Raw genomic sequence first — 19943 nt, 5'->3', positions numbered from 1 at the left:
AACTATCGGAGTGAAACATGTATCCCGTTGACCTGCATATGCATACCGTCGCCAGCACGCACGCTTACAGTACCCTGCATGACTATATTGCCGAAGCGAAACGTAAAGGCATTCGACTCTTTGCCATTACCGACCATGGCCCGGACATGGCGGATGCGCCACATTACTGGCACTTTGTGAATATGCGTATCTGGCCACGTCTGGTGGACGGGGTTGGCATCCTGCGTGGCATTGAGGCCAACATTAAAAACACGGACGGTGAAATTGACTGCAGCGGGCCAATGCTCGCGTCGTTGGATCTGATCATCGCCGGATTCCACGAACCGGTGTTTCCTCCGCAGGATGAAGCGTCGCATACGCAGGCAATGATTGCGACGATGGCCAGTGGTAACGTGCATATTATTAGCCATCCGGGCAACCCAAAATTCCCGGTCGATATTCCGGCGATTGCCGCTGCAGCGGCGAAGTACGACGTGGCGCTGGAAATCAACAACTCTTCGTTTTTACACTCCCGTAAAGGCAGTGAAAAAAACTGCCGTGCGGTTGCGGCGGCCGTACGAGATGCCGGAGGATGGGTCGCGCTCGGTTCAGACTCACATACCGCTTTCACATTGGGTGAGTTTGACGAGTGTCGAAAGATCCTTGATGCGGTGGACTTTCCGGAAGAGCGTATCCTTAATGCCTCTCCTCGCCGTTTACTTAACTTCCTTGAATCGCGCGGAATGGCGCCGATTGCCGAATTTGCTGAACTTTAATACTGACTGGAACAACTGAATGAACGAATTTTCTATCCTTTGCCGGGTGCTCGGCTCGCTGTTTTATCGCCAACCGCAGGATCCGCTGCTGGTGCCGCTGTACACCCTGATCCGTGAAGGAAAACTGGCGGAAAGCTGGCCGCTGGAACAGGATGAACTGCTGGAACGCTTGCAAAAAAACAGCGATATGCAAGCGCTGGCAGCGGATTATAACGCGCTTTTCGTTGGCGAAGAGTGCCGTGTATCGCCGTTTCGCAGCGCCTGGGTTGAAGGGGCGACTGAAGCCGAGATTCGTTCATTTTTGTCGACCCGCGGGATGCCATTAACCGATACCCCAGCTGATCATTTCGGTACGTTATTGCTGGCAGCATCCTGGTTGGAAGACCAGTCGGCTGAAGACGAGAGTGAGGCGCTTGAAACGTTGTTTGCTGACTATCTGCTCCCCTGGTGCGATACCTTCCTTGGCAAGGTTGAAGCGCATGCTTCCACGCCATTCTGGCGTACCATGGCGCCGCTTGCCCGTGATGCGATTGCCGCTATGTGGGAAGAGTTACAGGAAGAATCTGACGAATAATTGTGATTGTTATCGCAAAAATATTGCAACGATTACGATTTCGTTTCAAATAACGTGCTGTCTGTCGCATAAGTTTGGTGCGTATTTGTTATGATGCGCGCCATGAACATACTTCTTTCTATCGCATTAACAACGGGGATCCTCTCTGGCCTCTGGGGCTGGGTCGCGGTATCTCTTGGCTTATTAAGCTGGGCAGGGTTCCTCGGTTGTACGGCATATTTTGCCTGTCCACAAGGCGGCATTAAAGGGCTACTCATCTCCGCCTGTACAGTGATGAGCGGCGTGATTTGGGCTCTGGTGATTATTCACGGTGCTGCACTGGCTCCGCATCTTGAAATATTCGGTTATGTGATGACCGGTGCGGTGGCATTTTTGATGTGTATGCAGGCAAAAAGTTTTTTACTCTCCTTTGTGCCTGGAACGTTTATGGGTGCCTGCGCCACCTTTGCCGGCCAAGGTGACTGGCAACTGGTGATGCCGTCGCTGGCTGTGGGTTTACTGTTTGGATATGCGATGAAAAATAGCGGCTTGTGGCTGGCTTCCTGGCGCGCGTCGGTACTTTCCTCAGAAAAATCTTCTTTAAATTAAATATCCCTTCTTTTGGTGTGAATATGAGTTGTTTTAAGCACTTATCTTAAATTCCTCACTGCGTTAGTTTCAAAAAATGTGCAGCTATGTCATCTTAATTCCTGGTCATACCAGTGTGATGAGTTGAAGGTGTCCTGAGGTGCTTATGCGTCTTTTTAACCTGTGTATTTTCGCTCTTTCCGGATTTGCTGTTGCCAGTTTTTGTTCTGCTACTCCCTCCGCCGATACGGGGAATATTGCTTTTCGGGGGGCAATTGTCGAAAAGGGGTGCGATATGCAAACTGTACCGCACACACTGGTCATATCCTGTGCGCAAAATACCAAAAAGCCGATCCAGCGTATTGATTTGAATACTATCGTCACAGCACCTCAATCTGTTTCCGTATTCGAAAAAGTGCAGATGCGCTACCTTAACCAACAGCATTCGATGGCGATTATAGCCGTCGCCTACAACTGATTACGCAGGCCAAGGGAAGGATGCGATGCCCGTCATTTCCTCTCAGTCCAGGATACACTTAAGTGTGTGAATGGGTTAGCAGCCGTGAAGGGGGCAAAAAAGATGCAACCACGTGTGCAAGTGCTTCAGGGGGATATCACTACCCTTGATGTCGATGTCATTGTTAATGCGGCAAATCCGTCATTGCTTGGCGGTGGGGGCGTCGATGGCGCGATCCACCGTGCGGCGGGGCCAGCGCTGCTGGAAGCGTGCAAACAGGTGCGACAGCAACAGGGGGAATGTCCTCCCGGGCATGCCGTTATCACCACGGCTGGAAATTTACGCGCGAAAGCCGTGATCCACACGGTGGGGCCGGTCTGGCGGGGAGGAGATGAACATGAAGCCCGGTTGCTTGAAGATGCCTACCGCAACAGTCTGCAACTGGCCGAAGCGAATGGCTACACGACCATCGCTTTCCCGGCGATCAGTACCGGCGTGTACGGCTACCCGAAAGCGGCGGCCGCAGAGATTGCCGTCAACACGATAACGGATTATCTCACCCGGCATCACCATTTACAGCAGATATACTTTGTTTGCTATGACGATGAGACCACCCATCTTTATCAACGTTTACTTACCCAACTGGGCGATGAGCCGACTGGTTGATCCACCACTTGCCTGCCAGTTCTGTTCGGTGGATTCTGTGGCTGCTTTGAAGACCAAAGCAGCCATCCGGATTATCGTGCCGTGACGTGTTGTTGTGCATTTTTCTCCTGCGGTTTCCCCGAAAAGAGGAAGCGCAGTAGAGGAATACGCAGGTGCATTTCATACAGCAACACCGCGATACCCACCACAAAGACCAACCCGGTAATAAAGCCTAAAAGATTTGACTGAATATGTGGGGTTATCCATGCACCGAATAACAGCGTAAGAGGATGGTGCACCAGATAGATGAACAGCGATGCGTTAACGAAATAAGTCACCCGCGCTGACTGGAAATTCAGCAAGCGATGCCCCAGAGAGAACACGACGTTCACCATCCACAACCCCAGCAACATAGTAATAATGGCTTCGGTTTCATACAGCCAGGCATCGCCGTTACCGTAACGCTGGTTGAGCAAATATGCAGCAAACGCCAGTAATGCTCCTACTGCACACCACGGTGACGGGGTGGTGAATAATGACTTGAGCCGCGGATTGATGAACGTCAGCGCGCCAAGGAGGAAAAATGGAATGTAAAACAGTGACTGCATCACTGCGAAATTAAACAGCGCATCACGCAATAATTCCGGCCAGGCGATAACGATTATTCGGCGCAGCACTGCCCAGACAATGCCAAACAGCAGAAACCACAGTGAGAGTTTGCCCAGCGAAATAGCGCCCAGGAAGTGTTTCGCATTGTTTTTTATTTTTTTAAACAACCACATGCCGATTGTCGTTAATACAACAAGCACTAATAGAAACCACAAATGGGAGATCAATTCCCAGGAAAGGGTGTTGAATTTGTCATAAGCCGAGAGGGCGTGCCATTCGCTGGTTTTGTCTTTCACATATTGCAACATAATAAATTGCGGCAGCGTTAATAGAGGAATAGCGGTCAGCATGGGAATACCGACGCGTTCAACGCGGAGTGTCCACCAGCGCTGCATCGGATAACGCAAATAAAGCATGTATGAAAAATAACCGGAAATAACGAAGAATACCTGCATGCGGAACGCATGAATGGCGTCGTTGAACAGCGTTAGCCACCACGACGGGTAGACGCTGTTGACATGCCACATATGACTCGAATAAATCAGCGATATGTGGAATGGGATCCCGAGCAGCATCAGCCATGCGCGTATGGAATCAAGGAAATATTCACGTTGTGCAGGGGCTCTGGTCATATAACTCTGTGCATTCTCAGACTTTTCGTCTTATCCATAAGACAAATAATGATTACATTCGCAACTAACCCTACACTACGACCGGGATCCTGTCTCCAGGATAGCTCGCAAAACGATAAAGGGTTAGTTTCAATTGTTTATTCACTGAGCCGGCATGCAGAACAATGCGGGGATTCAGTTGTCGGATTGCGTGAGTTTCCATTAAAATGGATCGGATCGATTTAAGCACACAAAGGGGGAAGTGCTTAGTTATTATGAAACCTAAATTACGAATGATGAAAATGCGTTGGGTAGGTGCAGCGGTACTGTTGTCACTTTATACGTCATCGGGATGGGCTTTTTCTATTGATGATGTCGCAAAACAGGCACAATCCCTGGCCGGCAAAGGCTACGAAGCGCCCAAGAGCAACTTGCCCTCTGTGTTCCGTGAAATGAAATATGCGGACTATCAGCAGATCCAGTTTAACCACGATAAAGCCTACTGGAACGCGACCAACACCCCGTTTAAGCTTGAGTTTTACCACCAGGGTATGTACTTCGACACGCCGGTGACCATCAATGAAGTGACCGCCACCGCCGTACGCCAAATCAAATACAACCCGGACTACTTCAATTTTGGCAATGTCCAGCACGATAAAGACACGGTCAAAGATCTGGGTTTTGCGGGTTTCAAAGTTCTTTACCCCATCAATAATAAAGACAAAAACGATGAAATCGTCAGCATGCTGGGAGCCAGTTACTTCCGCGTGATCGGCGCGGGCCAGGTTTACGGCCTTTCCGCTCGTGGTCTGGCGATTGATACGGCGCTGCCGTCCGGTGAAGAGTTCCCGCGTTTCCGTGAGTTCTGGATCGAACGTCCGAAGCCGACGGATAAGCGCCTGACTATCTATGCATTGCTGGACTCGCCGCGTGCGACCGGCGCGTATCGTTTTGTGATTATCCCGGGTCGGGATAGCGTGGTTGACGTGCAGTCGAAAGTTTACCTGCGCGATAAAGTCGGCAAACTGGGCGTCGCTCCGCTGACCAGTATGTTCCTCTTTGGGCCTGCTCAGCCGTCGTCCGCCACCAACTATCGTCCTGAATTGCACGATTCTAACGGGTTGTCGATGCTGGCTGGTAATGGCGAATGGATCTGGCGTCCATTGAATAACCCGAAACATCTGGCGGTGAGCAGCTATGCGATGGAAAACCCGCAGGGCTTTGGTCTGCTGCAGCGTGGGCGTCAGTTCTCCCGTTTTGAAGATATTGATGACCGCTACGATCTGCGCCCAAGCGCGTGGGTAACGCCGAAAGGGGAGTGGGGCAAAGGGAAAGTTGAATTGGTTGAAATTCCGACCAACGATGAAACCAACGATAATATCGTCGCTTACTGGACGCCGGACCAACTGCCGGAGCCCGGTAAAGAGATGAACTTCAAATACACCATCACCTTTAGCCGTGACGAAGACAAGCTGCATGCGCCGGATAATGCCTGGGTGCTGCAGACTCGCCGTTCTACGGGGGATGTGAAACAGTCAAATCTTATCCGTCAGCCAGACGGTACCATCGCGTTTGTGGTGGACTTCACTGGCCAGGATATGAAAAAACTGCCGCAAAACACCCCTGTCACTGCGCAAGCCAGCATTGGCGATAACGGCGAGATCGTTGAAAACACCGTTCGCTATAACCCGGTTACGCAAGGTTGGCGTTTGATGCTGCGTGTGAAAGTGAAAGATCCGAAGAAAACGACGGATATGCGTGCAGCGCTGGTCAATGCCGATCAGACCCTGAGTGAAACCTGGAGCTATCAGCTACCTGCCAATGAATAAGATAACTGAGTATATCGACGCGCTGCCGCTTCCGGACGAGAAGAAGGCGGTGTTGCCGACAGACAGTATCCAGCGCGTGCACAGCGCGCTGGACGCGGAACATACGCAATGGGAACGTGAAGATGACACCCCGCTGGGCTCAGCCGCTGCACGTCTGGAAGGCAGTTGGCCAGACTCTTTGGCGCAAGGCCAGTTGATGAAAGATGATGAAGGGCGTGCGCAACTGCAGGCTATGCCGAAGGCAAAACGCTCCTCCATGTTTCCGGACCCCTGGCGTACAAACCCGATTGGCCGTTTTTGGGATCGTCTGCGTGGGCGCGAAGTCGCTCCGCGTTATCTCGCACGTCTGACCAAAGAAGAACAGGCCCACGAACAGAAATGGCGTACGGTAGGTTCTATCCGTCGCTATATTCTGCTGCTGCTGACGTTGTCGCAGACCGTGGTCGCAACCTGGTATATGAAAACGATCCTGCCCTATCAGGGGTGGGCGCTGATTACGCCAACCGATATGGCGGGCCAGGATCTGTGGGTTTCCTTTATGCAGTTACTACCCTATGTGCTGCAAACCGGCATCCTGATCCTGTTCGCGGTGCTGTTCTGCTGGGTTTCTGCGGGGTTCTGGACCGCGTTGATGGGCTTTCTGCAACTGTTGATAGGCCGGGATAAGTACAGCATTTCGGCATCGACCGTTGGCGATGAACCGCTGAATCCGGCGCATCGCACTGCGTTGATTATGCCGATCTGCAACGAGGACGTAGACCGCGTTTTCGCAGGTCTGCGCGCAACGTGGGAGTCGGTGAAAGCGACCGGGCAGCAACAGCACTTCGACGTTTATGTCCTCAGCGACAGCTATAATCCGGATATCTGCGTAGCGGAACAGAAAGCCTGGATGGAGTTGATTGCTGAAGTGCAGGGCGAAGGTCAGATTTTCTACCGTCGCCGTCGCCGTCGCGTGAAACGCAAGAGTGGTAACATTGACGACTTCTGCCGTCGCTGGGGCAGCCAGTATAGCTATATGGTGGTGCTGGATGCTGACTCAGTGATGACAGGCGAGTGTCTGACAGGGTTGGTGCGTCTGATGGAAGCGAACCCAAATGCCGGGATCATCCAGTCTTCGCCGAAAGCCTCCGGTATGGACACGCTCTACGCGCGTTGCCAGCAGTTCGCCACCCGCGTTTACGGGCCGTTGTTTACTGCGGGTTTGCACTTCTGGCAGTTGGGGGAATCGCACTACTGGGGCCATAACGCCATTATCCGTGTGAAACCCTTTATTGAGCACTGCGCGTTGGCGCCGCTGCCTGGTGAAGGTTCTTTTGCCGGTTCCATTCTGTCGCATGACTTTGTAGAAGCAGCGCTGATGCGCCGTGCAGGATGGGGCGTATGGATCGCCTATGATTTGCCGGGCTCGTATGAAGAGCTGCCGCCAAACCTGCTGGATGAGCTGAAACGCGATCGCCGCTGGTGCCACGGTAACCTGATGAACTTCCGCCTGTTCCTGGTAAAAGGGATGCACCCGGTGCACCGCGCTGTGTTCCTGACCGGCGTAATGTCTTATCTTTCTGCGCCGCTGTGGTTTATGTTCCTGGCGCTTTCCACGGCGCTGCAGGTGGTGCATGCCCTGACCGAACCACAGTACTTCCTGCAGCCACGCCAGCTTTTCCCGGTATGGCCGCAGTGGCGTCCGGAGCTGGCCATCGCGCTTTTCGCGTCGACCATGGTACTGCTGTTCCTGCCGAAGTTGCTGAGTATCATTCTGGTGTGGTGCAAAGGGCCAAAAGAGTTCGGCGGTTTCATTCGCGTTACGCTTTCATTGCTGCTTGAAGTGCTGTTCTCCGTGCTGCTGGCGCCAGTGCGCATGCTGTTTCACACCGTGTTTGTGGTTAGCGCGTTCCTGGGCTGGGAAGTGGTATGGAACTCACCACAGCGCGATGATGACTCTACCCCGTGGGGCGAAGCCTTTATGCGCCATGGTTCGCAGTTGCTGCTGGGGTTGGTATGGGCAGTGGGCATGGCCTGGCTGGATTTGCGCTTCCTGTTCTGGCTGGCGCCGATTGTCTTCTCGCTGATCCTGTCGCCGTTTGTATCGGTTATTTCCAGCCGCTCAACGATCGGTTTGCGCACCAAACGCTGGAAGCTGTTCCTGATCCCGGAAGAGTATTCACCGCCTAAAGTGCTGGTGGACACTGATGCATATCTGGAACTGAACCGTTTACGCTCGCTGGATGATGGGTTTATGCATGCGGTATTTAACCCGTCCTTCAATGCACTGGCAACAGCGATGGCGACAGCGCGTCACCGCGCAAGCCATGTGCTGGAAATCGCCCGCGATCGTCATGTTGAACAGGCGCTGAATGAAACGCCGGAGAAACTGAACCGCGATCGTCGTTTGGTGCTGCTGAGTGACCCGGTTACACTGTCGCGGATGCATTATCGCGTATGGTCAGCCCCGGAGAGATATTTATCCTGGGTTAACTATTACGAGACGCTGAAGCTTAATCCGCAGGCACTGAAGGCGAAGTAAGCCGACAACAATGAAAATACCGGCCTGAGTGCCGGTATTTTTTTATCCATACGATGATAGGGGGGACAGGTGAAAGTGATATTGGTCGTTGTGATGGCATGTTTGCTGAGCGGGTGCGGTAGTATCATCAGCCGGACGATCCCCGGGCAGGGCCATGGAAATCAATACTACCCGGGTGTGAAATGGGACGTCCGTGACTCCGCGTGGCGTTATATTACCGTGCTGGACTTACCCTTCTCGCTGGTATTCGATACCTTATTGCTACCTATAGACGCCCATCACGGTCCGTACGAGTAATCAGCGCTCGTCCCATTCATCGGCAGCGGTCTGTCCCTCCTCTGTATCGAGTGGGGGCTCAAGCTGAAACTCTCCTTCGTCCCATTCGTGCAGGGTATTCTCCTCCAGCCACTCCTGGCTTATTTCTATTTCATCATATTCGCCATCAAATACGCTTTGTGCTGCCTCGCCACTGAACATGGGCAAACATTCACCGGGTTCTTCTTCATCGGCAAAAAATTCAGCCTGCCATGCGATATCGCCGTCCTGCAGAATGTATTTCTGCACATTGAATTGCTGGACGTTCGCCTCTTCCTCATCCAGCTCCGGATTACTGGCGAGGAATTCTTCACGGGCAGCATCAATTGCTTCAGAGAGCGTCGAGTAAAAATTGAGGTTGGAATCGGCCATATCTAACTCCTTAGCGAGAGGAAAAAAGGTATGCAGAAACCTATAGACGCTGGTATTGAGAGCGTCAAATCGCGAGTTGAGTTATCCGTAACGAATGTAAGGTGTCAGGACAAAAAGAAATGTTACACCCTCCTGAAAAACAGTGCGTCTGATGGTCAGTGGGTGAATTTTCACGCCGGTGTTCTGCTGAATAATCGGGCCTTCAGCCACCTCACGTTTTCCTGAATATGCGTCATCCGCCTGATTCGATGCGCATTTTTTGTATGCTGCATCAGACAGCATTCAGACACATGTCCCTTGTGTCGCGCCAGGGCTTTAATCGTCAGTTGGCAGTGTTTGCTGCACTCGCGGGCGTTCACTCTCCACGGTTGTGGAACGGGGCGGGCGTTGCAAACTGAACCACGAATAGAGGGCATTAAACAGAACGACACCTGCCGTCACACAGAACACCGCGCGGAAGCTGAAACTGGCGGAAATGGCCGCACCTACCAGTGGGCCGGTGACATTACCGATATCACGAAATGACTGGTTATAACTAAAAATACGCCCGGCTATCTGATTGGTGGAGTTATACACCAGCAGAGTCTGCACGGCGGGTAACAGTGCGCCGTCCGCTGCACCGAGTAAAAAGCGCAACACACCCAGTTGCCACGGTGTTTGTACCAGCGACATGGGTAGTAGCAGCAGCACCGAAATCACCAGTGCAGCAACCAGGATCTTCTCCGGGCCAATCTTATCGCCCAGTTTCCCCAGGCGAGGTGCGCTGAGCAGGGCCGCAACACCGGGCACGGAGGCAATCATCCCACTGATAAACGCAATGTTGCTAACGTTGCCCGCCAGTTCACGCACATAAAGCGTCAGAATGGGTGCAATCGAGCCGGTGGCAACCTGGATAATCATGGTAGTGATAAACAGGCTTAACACCAGTTTCGGGTTTTTGAGCGAAGCAAAAACATCTCTGGCGTGCAGCATTTCGCGTTTTGCCACCGGGACGAAATTTTCGCGAATATAACAAAGCGTCAGTAGAAAACAGATAAACAGCACCGAGGCGGTGATAAAAAAGACCATTCGCAGGCCCCACGAATCCGCCAGCAGTCCGCCGGCAAGTGGCCCGAGCAGCGCGCCTGCCACACCACCGGTGGAAAGTGTACCGAGCGCCCAGCCACTTTTATTACGTGGAATTTGCGTTGCGATGAGCGCATTGGCATTAGGAATAAAGCCGCCCAGTAAACCGAGCATGGCGCGCAGGATGAGGAACTGCCAGACATTTTGCGCAAGCCCCATTAACGCCATGACGATTGCCATACCGAGCGCGGAACGCAGCAGCATAATTTTGCGACCCTTACGGTCGGCAAGCCCTCCCCAGAATGGAGAGGCAATAGCGGAAAACAGAAACGTGATGCTGAAAACCAACCCGGACCACATGTTCAGCGCACTGTGGCCCGTCACCCCCAACAGCTCGACATATAGCGGTAAGAATGGCATCACCAGGCTAAATGCAGCGCCGGTAAGGAAACACCCAAACCAGGCGACAGTCAGGTTACGTTTCCAGTTTATCGGGACATCAGAGGATGGCATAACGATCCGTAACGGCGTTGATTCAACGCACACAATAGGGTTTGAAATTGGTAAGCACGCTAATTATGCGCCTGCGGGATGGTCACTGCAATGTGCGGCAGGACTTATGTGTGACAAAAGAAAACAGCCCGCTTAGCGGGCTGTTTGCGATCAGTAGCGGGATGGAACGCCTTCCGGGCGGGTTTTAAAGCGGCGGTGCAGCCACATATATTGTTCGGGTGCCATCATAATGCAGCGCTCTACAACCTCATTCATCCATGCGGCGGTGGTTTGTGCATCGTCGAGAGGAGGGGAGCATTCCGGCTCCAGTATGATTAGCTCATAACCTTTGCCGTCCGGTTTACGACGCGGAACAAATGGCACGATACACGCTTGCGACATACGTGCCAGCATCCAGGTACCAGACGTCGAGGCTGCTTGTTCGACGGCGAAGAAAGGGGCAAATACGCTGGCGCGCGGGCCGTAGTCATGATCAGGCGCATACCAGACGACTTCCCCGGATTTTAGCGCGCGGATCATGCCCTTGAGATCCTTTCGGTCGAGCATGCTCTTGTTGGAACGCATGCGCCCCCGGGTTTGCAGCCAGTCGATAAGCGCGTTATCGTTCGGTCGGTAAACACCAATGCCGGGTTCATTCATACCGAACATGCGCGCGCCGATTTCCAGCGTTAAGAAATGGACACCGATCAGCAAAATGCCGCGCTCTTGCGCCTGCACGTTACGAATGTGTTCAAAGCCGGAGACATCCATCCAGCGTGCCATCCGATTGTCGGACCAGAACCAGGCAATACCGGTTTCCATCACTCCCATGCCGACGGAGAGGAAATTCTCGTCCACCAGTTTTGCGCGCTCTGCGTCACTCATATGCGGAAAACAGAGCTCAAGATTACGTTGTGCAATCAATACACGGCGCTTCATCGTGCGTTTTGCCAGGCGGCCGATACCGCAGCCAAGACGATAAATCACGGGATAAGGGAGCTGAACGACTAACCACAGTACTCCGATGCCCAGCCAGGTTAGCCAGTAGCGGGGATGCAGAAGCGCTGCTGAGAACTTGGGTAAATGCGTCATGTTTGTCCTTTTTTAAGCAACAATTCCCTGTATTGTCTCATTTTTTTAGAATTAGCCAAAATCAGAGCGCACATAACGCCTGTTTTTGGGGGTAACTGTTGAAATGTGGTAATGAGAATGAGGAAAATGTAGCGCAAAATGTAAGGATGTAAATTATCCGTATTTGCTTTATGATGCCGCCGTTTTTTCACTCTTGCAGGACACGTACACCATGCCAGTGTTACACAACCGCATCTCCAATGATGAATTAAAAGCCCGCATGCTTGCTGAAACCGAGCCGCGCGTCACCGTTTCGTTTTATAAGTATTTTTCTATCATCAACCCGCAGGCCACGCGCGATGCGTTATATCAGGCATTTACACGATTGAGCGTTTTCGGTCGTGTTTACCTGGCGCATGAAGGTATCAATGCGCAAATCAGTGTGCCACAAAGCCGTTTTGCCGCATTCCGCGACTTCCTCTATGCCTTTGATCCTGCGCTCGACGGGCTGCGGATGAACAAGGCAATTGATGATGACGGCAAATCTTTTTGGGTGCTGCGCATGAAAGTGCGTGACCGGATTGTCGCAGACGGTATTGATGATGACAGCTTCGATGCCAGTGATGTGGGTGATTATCTGAAAGCGGCGGAAGTGAACGCAATGCTGGACGATCCTGAGGCGATTTTTATCGATATGCGTAACCACTACGAATATGAAGTCGGGCATTTTGATGGTGCGCTTGAGATCCCTGCCGATACGTTCCGCGAGCAGTTGCCGAAAGCAGTAGAGATGATGCAGGAGCACAAAGATAAAAAAATTGTGATGTATTGCACCGGCGGCATCCGTTGTGAAAAAGCCAGCGCCTGGATGAAGCACAACGGATTCAACAAAGTGTGGCATATCGAAGGCGGTATTATCGAGTATGCGCGCCGGGCCCGTGAACAGGGGTTGCCGGTGCGTTTCATCGGTAAAAACTTCGTCTTTGACGAGCGCATGGGGGAGCGCATTTCGGAGGATGTGATTGCCCATTGCCACCAGTGCGGCGCACCCTGCGACTCTCATACCAATTGCCTGAACGACGGTTGTCACCTGCTGTTTATCCAGTGCCCGGCCTGTGCGGAAAAATTCGACGGGTGCTGCAGTGAATTGTGTAAGGAAGAGCGCAAACTGCCGGAAGAAGAGCAGCGTAAGCGCCGCGCGGGCCGTGAAAATGGTAATAAGATTTTCAACAAATCCCGTGGTCGTCTGAACACTAAACTGGGTATTCCGGATCCGGAATAAGCCTGATGCGGAGAGGGCGAGCCGCCCTCTCCGGGGTCATTACTTCTGACGAACGCCTTCAACAGAGATAATCAGCTCAACATCTTGCGATGCCGGGCCTAAGTCGGTGGTGATGTTAAAGTCTTTCAGCTTAATTTTCCCCGCTGCTTCAAAACCTGCTCGCACGCCGCCCCATGGATCGTTACCCTGACCCATCAGTTTTGCCTCCAGCGTGACGGGTTTTGTTACCCCGTTCAGGGTGAGATTACCGGTAATGTCGAGACCGTCGCCATCTTTCTTCACTTCTGTCGAAGTAAACGTCGCTTGCGGGAATTTAGCCACATTCAGAAATTCCGCACTACGCAGGTGCTTATCGCGTTCGGCGTGGTTAGTATCCACACTATTGGTATTGATGGTGACGTTAACTTTATCCGCTGAAGGATTTGCCTCATCAAAGCTAAAGGTGCCGTCGAAATCTTTGAATGTCCCGTATAACCAGCTATATCCCAAATGCTGAATACGGAAATTAACAAAGGCGTGTTGACCTTCTTTGTCAATTTTATAGTCTGCTGCCACCGCGGAACCGGTGACAAATAACAGCGAGGCGAGTGTAAGTCCCGGCAGGATTTTCTTCATATTATGCTCCAGAGTCAGATGACGATTTTCCCAGCATGCGCTTGAGAGTGGCGTCTTTATCGATGAAATGGTGTTTTAACGCAGCAAGTCCGTGTAAAACAGAGAACACGACAACGCTCCATGCCAGCCACAGGTGAACCGTACCAGCCAGGTCTGCTTGTACGCCTGCATCGGCCAGGGTTGCCGGAATCTCAAACAAGCCGAAGACGCTGATGGGTTTACCGTCAGCCGTTGAAATCAGGTAACCGCTCACAATGATGCCAAGCAGCAACAGGTAGAGCGCGATATGCGCGATTGCAGCGCTGATGCGTGTCAGAGGCGAATAGGTAGCAAGCGCAGGCGGGGGCGGCGAGATAAAACGCCAGACAATGCGCACCACTAATCCCAGCATCAGGAGCGCACCGATGCTTTTATGAAGCTCGGGTGCCTGATGATACCAGCCGTCGTAGTAGCTCAATGTGACCATCCATAAGCCCAGCGCAAACATGCCATAAACCACGACAGCGACCAACCAGTGCAGGGCAACGGAAATAACGCCATAGCGAGATGGGGTATTACGCAATTGCATAATTGTTAACCGAAGTTAATAGGGAGTTAATTTAAAATGGCGTGAGTTAAATAATATTGCAACTGAAAATCGATGAATTGAATTGCTATTTTTTCTATATCATTTTTTTTGAATAAGAACAGGTTGATATATTCAATCGGTTAGAGAAAAAATAACCATCCATTCTGATGGGTGCCAGATTTTTCTTATTTTTTTGTTATTGAAGCATGGGTGAGAGTGAATGCGGTTATGAGCTTTAATTAAATAAATGTAAGTTTTTGTCAGTTATTATTAATCCAGCCATACAATATAGATAATATCGATCGCAGTAACTAGTAACCACAGGACAATATAAATCATCAAATGCTCACGCACGTTATTAATTACGTAATGGAACACCTGCCGCATGATGGCCTCGTTATTAATAAGTTCAGCGACCTTAATTTCCGGTCGCTGAAGGATTATCACGCAAAGCGAGAAAGAGAAAACGGGGTTAAATCAAACGCTGTACTGTTACCTGCAGCAAACGCAGCGGCGATTTCGCCAAGTACGGGGGCGAATTTAAACCCATGTCCGCTCAGCCCTGTTATGATCAGTGTATCGGGGTGATCCGCCAGCGTATCGATAATAAAATCCTCATCCGGGGAGTTATCGTAGGTACAAGAGGCGCCGTATAAACAACCGCCGATGCCGGGCAGAAACTGGCGCAGGAAAGCGAAGCATTCCGAGCCATCGCCAGCTTCATCACCAAATGGCGTGCGCTGCTGCGGTTCAGTGATGTGTTGTCCGCCATTGTGGCGACCGATCTTCAGCGCGTTGTCATCCGCCGGAAACCCGTAATACTGATCACCATTAGGCATTTCGCCGGTAAATGCCGGGAAGCGATTTTTCGTGCTGTACCGTCCGTCAGCCTGGAACCAGGCGAAAACTTTTCGCACAGGCTGTATTGGCAGGGTGGGGATCAATCGTTGAACCCAGGTTCCTGCGCTGACCAACACTTTCTTGCCGTGGAATGTTCCTTCCGGCGTGTCAATTGCAACACCGTCGCTCGTATGATGCAGCGCCGTCACCGGGCAGTTGAATAATTGTGCGCAACCGGCTTTTCGGGCAAGGTCGATCCAGGTTTTCACCGCCAGTTCGCAGTGCAGTACTCCCGAGTCAGCTTCAAATAGCCCGATATAGTCGTCCGGCACGCGGATCTCCGGCCAGCGAGCCATCAAAGAAGGCGCGTCGAGCTTTTCCACCGCCAGGTTCCACTGTAAAGCGCTCTGCGCGACATTGGCGAGGAAGCTGGAGTCCGCCGGGCCAATATTGATCACGCCAGTACGTTCGAACACGGCTTCGCCGCTTTCTGCCGCCAGTTGATCCCAAAGCTGTTGGGCGCGCAAGACAAGCGGTACATATTTTTCCCCCTCACCGTAAGCATGGCGAATTAAGCGTGTATCACCGTGATGACTCCCTTCCTTGTGTGGCGGCAAATGTGCATCGATCATCAGCACATTAAGCCCTGCGCGGGTGGCGTAATAGCCAGCCGCAGCACCGACAGAGCCGCTGCCGATAATAATCAGATCGTATTTCATGATGTCCTCCAGGTGAATGCTTTTTCAGGAGGGTAAATAACATGGGGGCGTTATACAAGAACGGAAATAAATAAGGCACCCACCGGGTGCCTTTTGAGTGGCTGAGAGGCATTATGACTAATGTCTGCGGTACTCATTTTCCTGGTAATCGCCAGATTCAATCTTGGCAATGCCCGCTTCAAGGATCGAAATAAACTGGCGGGCGACATCCGTCGTTAGCCACAACGTCTGACCGACTTCGGTCTCTTCCTGTGCGGCTTGGTTTGGGGTCTGGTAGTGCAGCCGGAGCATCAGGGCATCATAGCTATCCACGGTGCTGATGTCCCATCCGACCAGCGGATGGGTCTGGATGACTTCATTATTCTTTACCATCATAACCCCCATTTTAGCGTGTTTAATTAGACGACGACTTTCGAGGTTCAATGCGTGTTTTTTTTGAAGCCTTTTTAGTATACCAACAACTGAGGGGATAGATCGAATGAATAAACACTCTGCAACATCTTTTTTACGCTGATTGCGTTTGTTCGAATAACAGAGCGGGATCTTAATCACTTATTTTATTACTTGCCGACAATGTCATTAACACGCTTAGCAAAGAAACAAAAAAGCCGGGGCGACCCGGCAATAAGAACAAACTTAAAGAGAAATTATTCGGTGATAAACCAATCGTCAGCGCTTTCCCAGGTTTCCTGTAAAATTTCACTTATGCGATCTTTATCTTCTTTTGCACCACCGAGCACGGACAAATTGTTCGCGGCGGCATAACGAACCGTGATTTTGTTTTCACGATCGGGGTAATAATTATTCAAACGACGGGATAATTCACCCGCCAGCGCATCAATGGCGCCAGGCGGTAAGGATGTGGTTTTGGCAATCGTCACTTCAATGCGCATAATAGCCCCCTGCGTTATTAACTGTATATTTATACAGTTAATTCATGCTTATTACAACAGGGGGGTGAAATTTTTAACGTTTAACGCGCCAGCGTACCGTTTCACCTGCAAGGAAGGGCACCAGTGAATCGTCCGATAGGGCAATCGTCTCTGGCACAACATGCTCCTCGCGCACCAATTCGATAAAGGTTTCGTTGACCGGCAGACCATAGAAACGCGGGCCATTCAGCGATGTAAACGCTTCAAGATGCGGCAATGCGTTCATCTCTTCAAATACTGTCGCATAGCTGCCCAACGCAGTCGGTGCATTGAAACAACCCGCGCAGCCACAGCTGGCCTCTTTACGATGACGGGCATGTGGCGCAGAGTCGGTGCCCAGAAACGCGCGTTCAAACCCACTGGCAACCAGCTCTCGCAAAGCCTGTTGGTGAACATTGCGTTTGAGGATAGGCAGACAATAGAGATGTGGGCGCACGCCACCAACTAACATGTGGTTACGGTTAAACATCAAATGCTGAGGGGTGATCGTCGCTGCCAGACGTTCGTTGCCTTCGCGGACATAATCAGCGGCGTCTTTAGTGGTGATGTGTTCGAACACCACTTTCAGGCCGGGCAGGCGTTTACGCAGCGGTTCCATCACGGTTTCAATAAACCGTGCTTCGCGATCGAAGATATCGATCTCTGCCTGTGTCACTTCGCCATGTACTAACAGTGGCATTCCCAGTTTTTCCATGCGTTCCAGTACCGGCATGATTGCATCAATACGGGTGACGCCATGGCTGGAGTTGGTGGTGGCGTTTGCCGGATAGAGTTTTGCCGCTGTGAAGACATTCTCGTTAAAACCGCGCTCGACTTCGTCGGCCTCCAGGCTATCGGTCAGATAGCAGGTCATCAACGGCGTGAAATTATGCCCCGCGGGGACGGCATCAAGAATACGCTGACGATAAGCACGGGCTGCGTCCACGGTGGTCACGGGGGGAACCAGATTGGGCATCACAATGGCGCGGGCGTAAGTTTCGCTGGTCCACGGCACGACGGTTTTCAGCATATCGCCATCACGTAAATGGACGTGCCAGTCGTCAGGACGGCGGATTTTCAAAACCTGGGGTTGTGTCATTGGAATGCTCCGGCTGGTGAGGATCAGTTGTTTTTGCCGGGCACTAAGGATATGCGGAAACGTTTTCGTTTGCATCTTTTTCCTGAAAAAAAGGACGCATTTGCGCCCCCAGTATTCAGTCAGTGAAGGGGATGATAATCTCGCCAGGTTTCACTTCGATGCCTTTGGCGAATTTCTTCGCCAACGCTTCGCCTTTGCTGTTGTCTTCTTTTAGCACATAGGCCGGGCGCTGATTAAAATAGCTGCGCAAAGACTGATTAAGATAAGGTAACAGCGTCTGCAGAACGGTTTGCATCTTCTCTGGCGTGACTGTCGCGTCGACCACTTCCATTTCCTGCAGGTAGATTGCGCCTTTCTCTTTATCAAAAACCGGCAGCGCTTTCATTTTCAACTTGATTACCGCTTTTTGGTTGCCAAAGAGGGAGGTCATGTCCAGATTCGCATCGCCGGTCAGCGTCACTTTATTCGGCTCTTCGCGACCAATTGCGCTGGTCAGGTTGTTCAGCACAATGTGTGCATCCGCGACACCAGGAACGCCGATATCTTTAGCGAAATTGTTGCGTTTTTGCAGCGCCTGATTGATCTCCTGTTCGCTGATGGAATATTGGGTCAGTTGGTTACAGCCCACCAGCACGCCGCTCAATATTAACACCGCGGCAAAAATGATTTTTCTCATGTGTTCCTCAACGTGGTCCGGATGCTTCAGTCCTGGACAGTAGCATGCGTGACACGCTGCGCAAAGACCAGCGGAAAAAGCTGAATGCACTGGCGGAAGCGGGGGCTTCCGCTGGCAGAATAATCAAGCACCCGGTTCCAGCATCCGTTGTTGCAGACGTTTAAGACCAAATTGCCACAGCAGTGCAAAGAAGGTGATAAGGCCTATCAACCCCAGCATCATCCAGGGGAGTTCCGGTTGATTAAAGGCTTTTCCGGCATCAAACAACCATCCGCCACCGGCGTAACCCAGCGCACCGCCAAACGCCAATCCTAAGCGACTGAACCCCATATAGCTTCCTCGCGCACGGGCATCCGCCAGTTGTGCACCCAGCGTTTCACGTGCAGGTTCGGCAATAATCGACCCGATATAGAACGTGCAAATCAGCGTGAACAATTGCTGTAATGAGCCCACCATACCTACCGGCAGCAGACTAAACGACATCACCAGCAACCCGAACATCAGGCGGTGTTCCAGACGAAAGCGTTTCTCGCTCCAGCGTGCAATCGGATAGAGCAGAGTCAACGACAGGCAGGCCTCAATGGCATACATCCATTTTACCGCTGCCGGCGAACCAGCAATGTCGTTAACCATAATTGGCAGCATTAACATTACCTGTACCGCGAGCATGTAATAGCCAGTCAACGTCAGAACATAGGTCACAAAGCGTTTATCATGCAGTACCCGGCCAAGCCCTTCGCGCACAGGGGCTTTCACAGTCGATAATTTCCACGCGGGCAGTAACCAGGCGTTAAACGCGGCGCAAAGAACAAACATTAACGCGCCCACGGCGCAGACGAGACGAAAATCGTATTGTAACAGCCAACTGCCTAGCAAAGCGCCGACAACCGCGCCGGCGCTATCCTGCATCATCAACAGAGAGAAAAAGCGACTACGCTGGTGTGGGCGCACCAGTTTGACCACCAGCGCTGACCGCGGTGGGTCGAACAGTGTGCCACCAAGCCCGGAGAGCAAGCAGGAGAGCCACAACACCCAGGGTTCATGCGCAACGCCCATGGCAATGAAGCCGCCCGCGCGCATCAGCATGCCGGTGACAATCAACGGTTTTGCCCCGAAACGGTCGGCAATGGCGCCACCGAAAATCCCCAGCCCTTGTTGAATAAACTGACGCAAACCGAGGGCAATACCGACCATGAGAGCAGCCCAGCCCAGTTGATCGACGAAGCGAATGGAAATCAGGGGAAAAACGACAAAAAAGCCAAGGACGACCAGCATATTATCGACAAGCAGGAAGTATTTACCCAGGCTCCTTGCCTGCGATATGCGCGCCATTTCCCCTCCGGGAAATCA

At 51.9% G+C, this 19943-nt stretch carries 23 protein-coding genes; 9 read left to right on the top strand and 14 right to left on the bottom strand.

All coding sequences use genetic code 11. From position 1 onward, the window contains the following. Positions 1-17: 17 nt before the first annotated feature. From O9K67_RS15340 to ymdB, 5 genes are all read left to right on the top strand, one after another. Entirely contained in the window at positions 18-755 is a 738-nt protein-coding gene (locus O9K67_RS15340; protein WP_061494817.1) for a phosphatase, read from the top strand. Positions 756-774: 19 nt separating this feature from the next. Next, positions 775-1329: a TorD/DmsD family molecular chaperone gene (locus O9K67_RS15335; protein WP_061494818.1), complete on the top strand. Its 555-nt coding sequence runs from the start codon at positions 775-777 to the stop codon at positions 1327-1329. A gap of 102 nt (positions 1330-1431) precedes the next feature. Further along, positions 1432-1917 (top strand): DUF1097 domain-containing protein, encoded by a 486-nt coding sequence (locus tag O9K67_RS15330; RefSeq protein WP_061499963.1) that lies wholly within the window; start codon positions 1432-1434, stop codon positions 1915-1917. A 145-nt stretch (positions 1918-2062) separates the two neighbouring features. Beyond that, a complete protein-coding gene (locus O9K67_RS15325; RefSeq protein WP_140418302.1) occupies positions 2063-2374 on the top strand; it encodes a type 1 fimbrial protein in 312 nt (103 codons plus the stop codon). 102 nt (positions 2375-2476) lie between these two features. Continuing rightward, complete coding sequence (gene ymdB, locus O9K67_RS15320; RefSeq protein WP_061494820.1) at positions 2477-3019, top strand: O-acetyl-ADP-ribose deacetylase; 543 nt, start codon at positions 2477-2479, stop codon at positions 3017-3019. A gap of 71 nt (positions 3020-3090) precedes the next feature. Here the strand turns inward: ymdB and mdoC are convergent, their stop codons facing one another. Continuing rightward, the gene (gene mdoC, locus O9K67_RS15315) at positions 3091-4239 is read right to left on the bottom strand and encodes a glucans biosynthesis protein MdoC (RefSeq protein ID WP_061494821.1); all 1149 of its coding nucleotides are present in this window, start codon (positions 4237-4239) and stop codon (positions 3091-3093) included. Between the two features lie 272 nt (positions 4240-4511). Here mdoC and mdoG point away from each other — a divergent pair, with 272 nt between their 5' ends. The 3 genes from mdoG (at position 4512) to O9K67_RS15300 (ending at position 8865) form a co-directional block, all read left to right on the top strand. Continuing rightward, positions 4512-6047 carry a glucans biosynthesis protein MdoG gene (mdoG, locus tag O9K67_RS15310; protein ID WP_088236549.1) on the top strand — a complete coding sequence of 512 codons (1536 nt, stop codon included), beginning with the start codon at positions 4512-4514 and terminating at the stop codon, positions 6045-6047. Beyond that, positions 6040-8568 (top strand): glucans biosynthesis glucosyltransferase MdoH, encoded by a 2529-nt coding sequence (mdoH, locus tag O9K67_RS15305; RefSeq protein WP_061494823.1) that lies wholly within the window; start codon positions 6040-6042, stop codon positions 8566-8568. Before mdoG ends, mdoH begins: the two co-directional genes overlap by 8 nt. Positions 8569-8661: 93 nt before the next feature. Continuing rightward, entirely contained in the window at positions 8662-8865 is a 204-nt protein-coding gene (locus O9K67_RS15300; RefSeq protein WP_408612876.1) for a YceK/YidQ family lipoprotein, read from the top strand. Here O9K67_RS15300 and O9K67_RS15295 read toward each other — a convergent pair whose 3' ends face one another. From O9K67_RS15295 to O9K67_RS15280, 4 genes are all read right to left on the bottom strand, one after another. Beyond that, positions 8866-9255 (bottom strand): MysB family protein, encoded by a 390-nt coding sequence (locus O9K67_RS15295; RefSeq protein ID WP_061494824.1) that lies wholly within the window; start codon positions 9253-9255, stop codon positions 8866-8868. An 81-nt stretch (positions 9256-9336) separates the two neighbouring features. Then, a complete protein-coding gene (locus O9K67_RS15290) occupies positions 9337-9537 on the bottom strand; it encodes a hypothetical protein (RefSeq protein ID WP_061494825.1) in 201 nt (66 codons plus the stop codon). A 33-nt stretch (positions 9538-9570) separates the two neighbouring features. Next, positions 9571-10833 (bottom strand): multidrug efflux MFS transporter MdtG, encoded by a 1263-nt coding sequence (mdtG, locus tag O9K67_RS15285; RefSeq protein ID WP_061494826.1) that lies wholly within the window; start codon positions 10831-10833, stop codon positions 9571-9573. A gap of 150 nt (positions 10834-10983) precedes the next feature. After that, positions 10984-11904, bottom strand: coding sequence for a Kdo(2)-lipid IV(A) acyltransferase (locus O9K67_RS15280; protein WP_061494827.1), 921 nt, complete (start codon positions 11902-11904; stop codon positions 10984-10986). Between the two features lie 211 nt (positions 11905-12115). On the opposite strand from O9K67_RS15280, the gene trhO reads away from it, so the two are divergent. After that, on the top strand, positions 12116-13165 hold the full coding sequence (trhO, locus tag O9K67_RS15275) for an oxygen-dependent tRNA uridine(34) hydroxylase TrhO (RefSeq protein ID WP_061494828.1): 1050 nt from the start codon (positions 12116-12118) through the stop codon (positions 13163-13165). Positions 13166-13204: 39 nt separating this feature from the next. Here trhO and O9K67_RS15270 read toward each other — a convergent pair whose 3' ends face one another. The 9 genes from O9K67_RS15270 to mdtH form a co-directional block, all read right to left on the bottom strand. Continuing rightward, positions 13205-13780, bottom strand: coding sequence for a YceI family protein (locus O9K67_RS15270; RefSeq protein WP_061494829.1), 576 nt, complete (start codon positions 13778-13780; stop codon positions 13205-13207). 1 nt (position 13781) lies between these two features. Next, positions 13782-14348: a cytochrome b gene (locus O9K67_RS15265; protein WP_061494830.1), complete on the bottom strand. Its 567-nt coding sequence runs from the start codon at positions 14346-14348 to the stop codon at positions 13782-13784. Positions 14349-14618: 270 nt separating this feature from the next. Next, positions 14619-14687 (bottom strand): hypothetical protein, encoded by a 69-nt coding sequence (locus tag O9K67_RS24775; protein WP_408612875.1) that lies wholly within the window; start codon positions 14685-14687, stop codon positions 14619-14621. Between the two features lie 104 nt (positions 14688-14791). Next, positions 14792-15907 carry an N-methyl-L-tryptophan oxidase gene (solA, locus tag O9K67_RS15255; protein WP_061494831.1) on the bottom strand — a complete coding sequence of 372 codons (1116 nt, stop codon included), beginning with the start codon at positions 15905-15907 and terminating at the stop codon, positions 14792-14794. A gap of 117 nt (positions 15908-16024) precedes the next feature. Then, positions 16025-16279, bottom strand: coding sequence for a biofilm formation regulator BssS (gene bssS, locus O9K67_RS15250; RefSeq protein WP_061494832.1), 255 nt, complete (start codon positions 16277-16279; stop codon positions 16025-16027). A 275-nt stretch (positions 16280-16554) separates the two neighbouring features. Next, on the bottom strand, positions 16555-16800 hold the full coding sequence (dinI, locus tag O9K67_RS15245; RefSeq protein ID WP_061494833.1) for a DNA damage-inducible protein I: 246 nt from the start codon (positions 16798-16800) through the stop codon (positions 16555-16557). A gap of 73 nt (positions 16801-16873) precedes the next feature. Further along, on the bottom strand, positions 16874-17917 hold the full coding sequence (pyrC, locus tag O9K67_RS15240) for a dihydroorotase (protein ID WP_061499966.1): 1044 nt from the start codon (positions 17915-17917) through the stop codon (positions 16874-16876). A gap of 115 nt (positions 17918-18032) precedes the next feature. Beyond that, positions 18033-18593, bottom strand: a complete 561-nt coding sequence (locus O9K67_RS15235) for a lipoprotein (RefSeq protein ID WP_061494834.1) — start codon at positions 18591-18593, stop codon at positions 18033-18035. 123 nt (positions 18594-18716) lie between these two features. Beyond that, positions 18717-19925, bottom strand: coding sequence for a multidrug efflux MFS transporter MdtH (gene mdtH / locus O9K67_RS15230; RefSeq protein ID WP_061494835.1), 1209 nt, complete (start codon positions 19923-19925; stop codon positions 18717-18719). Positions 19926-19943: the final 18 nt, after the last annotated feature.

It is taken from the genome of Kosakonia oryzendophytica, assembly GCF_027886705.1.
GTDB lineage: Bacteria > Pseudomonadota > Gammaproteobacteria > Enterobacterales > Enterobacteriaceae > Kosakonia > Kosakonia oryzendophytica.
This window is presented reverse-complemented; position numbering and strand designations above follow the sequence as displayed.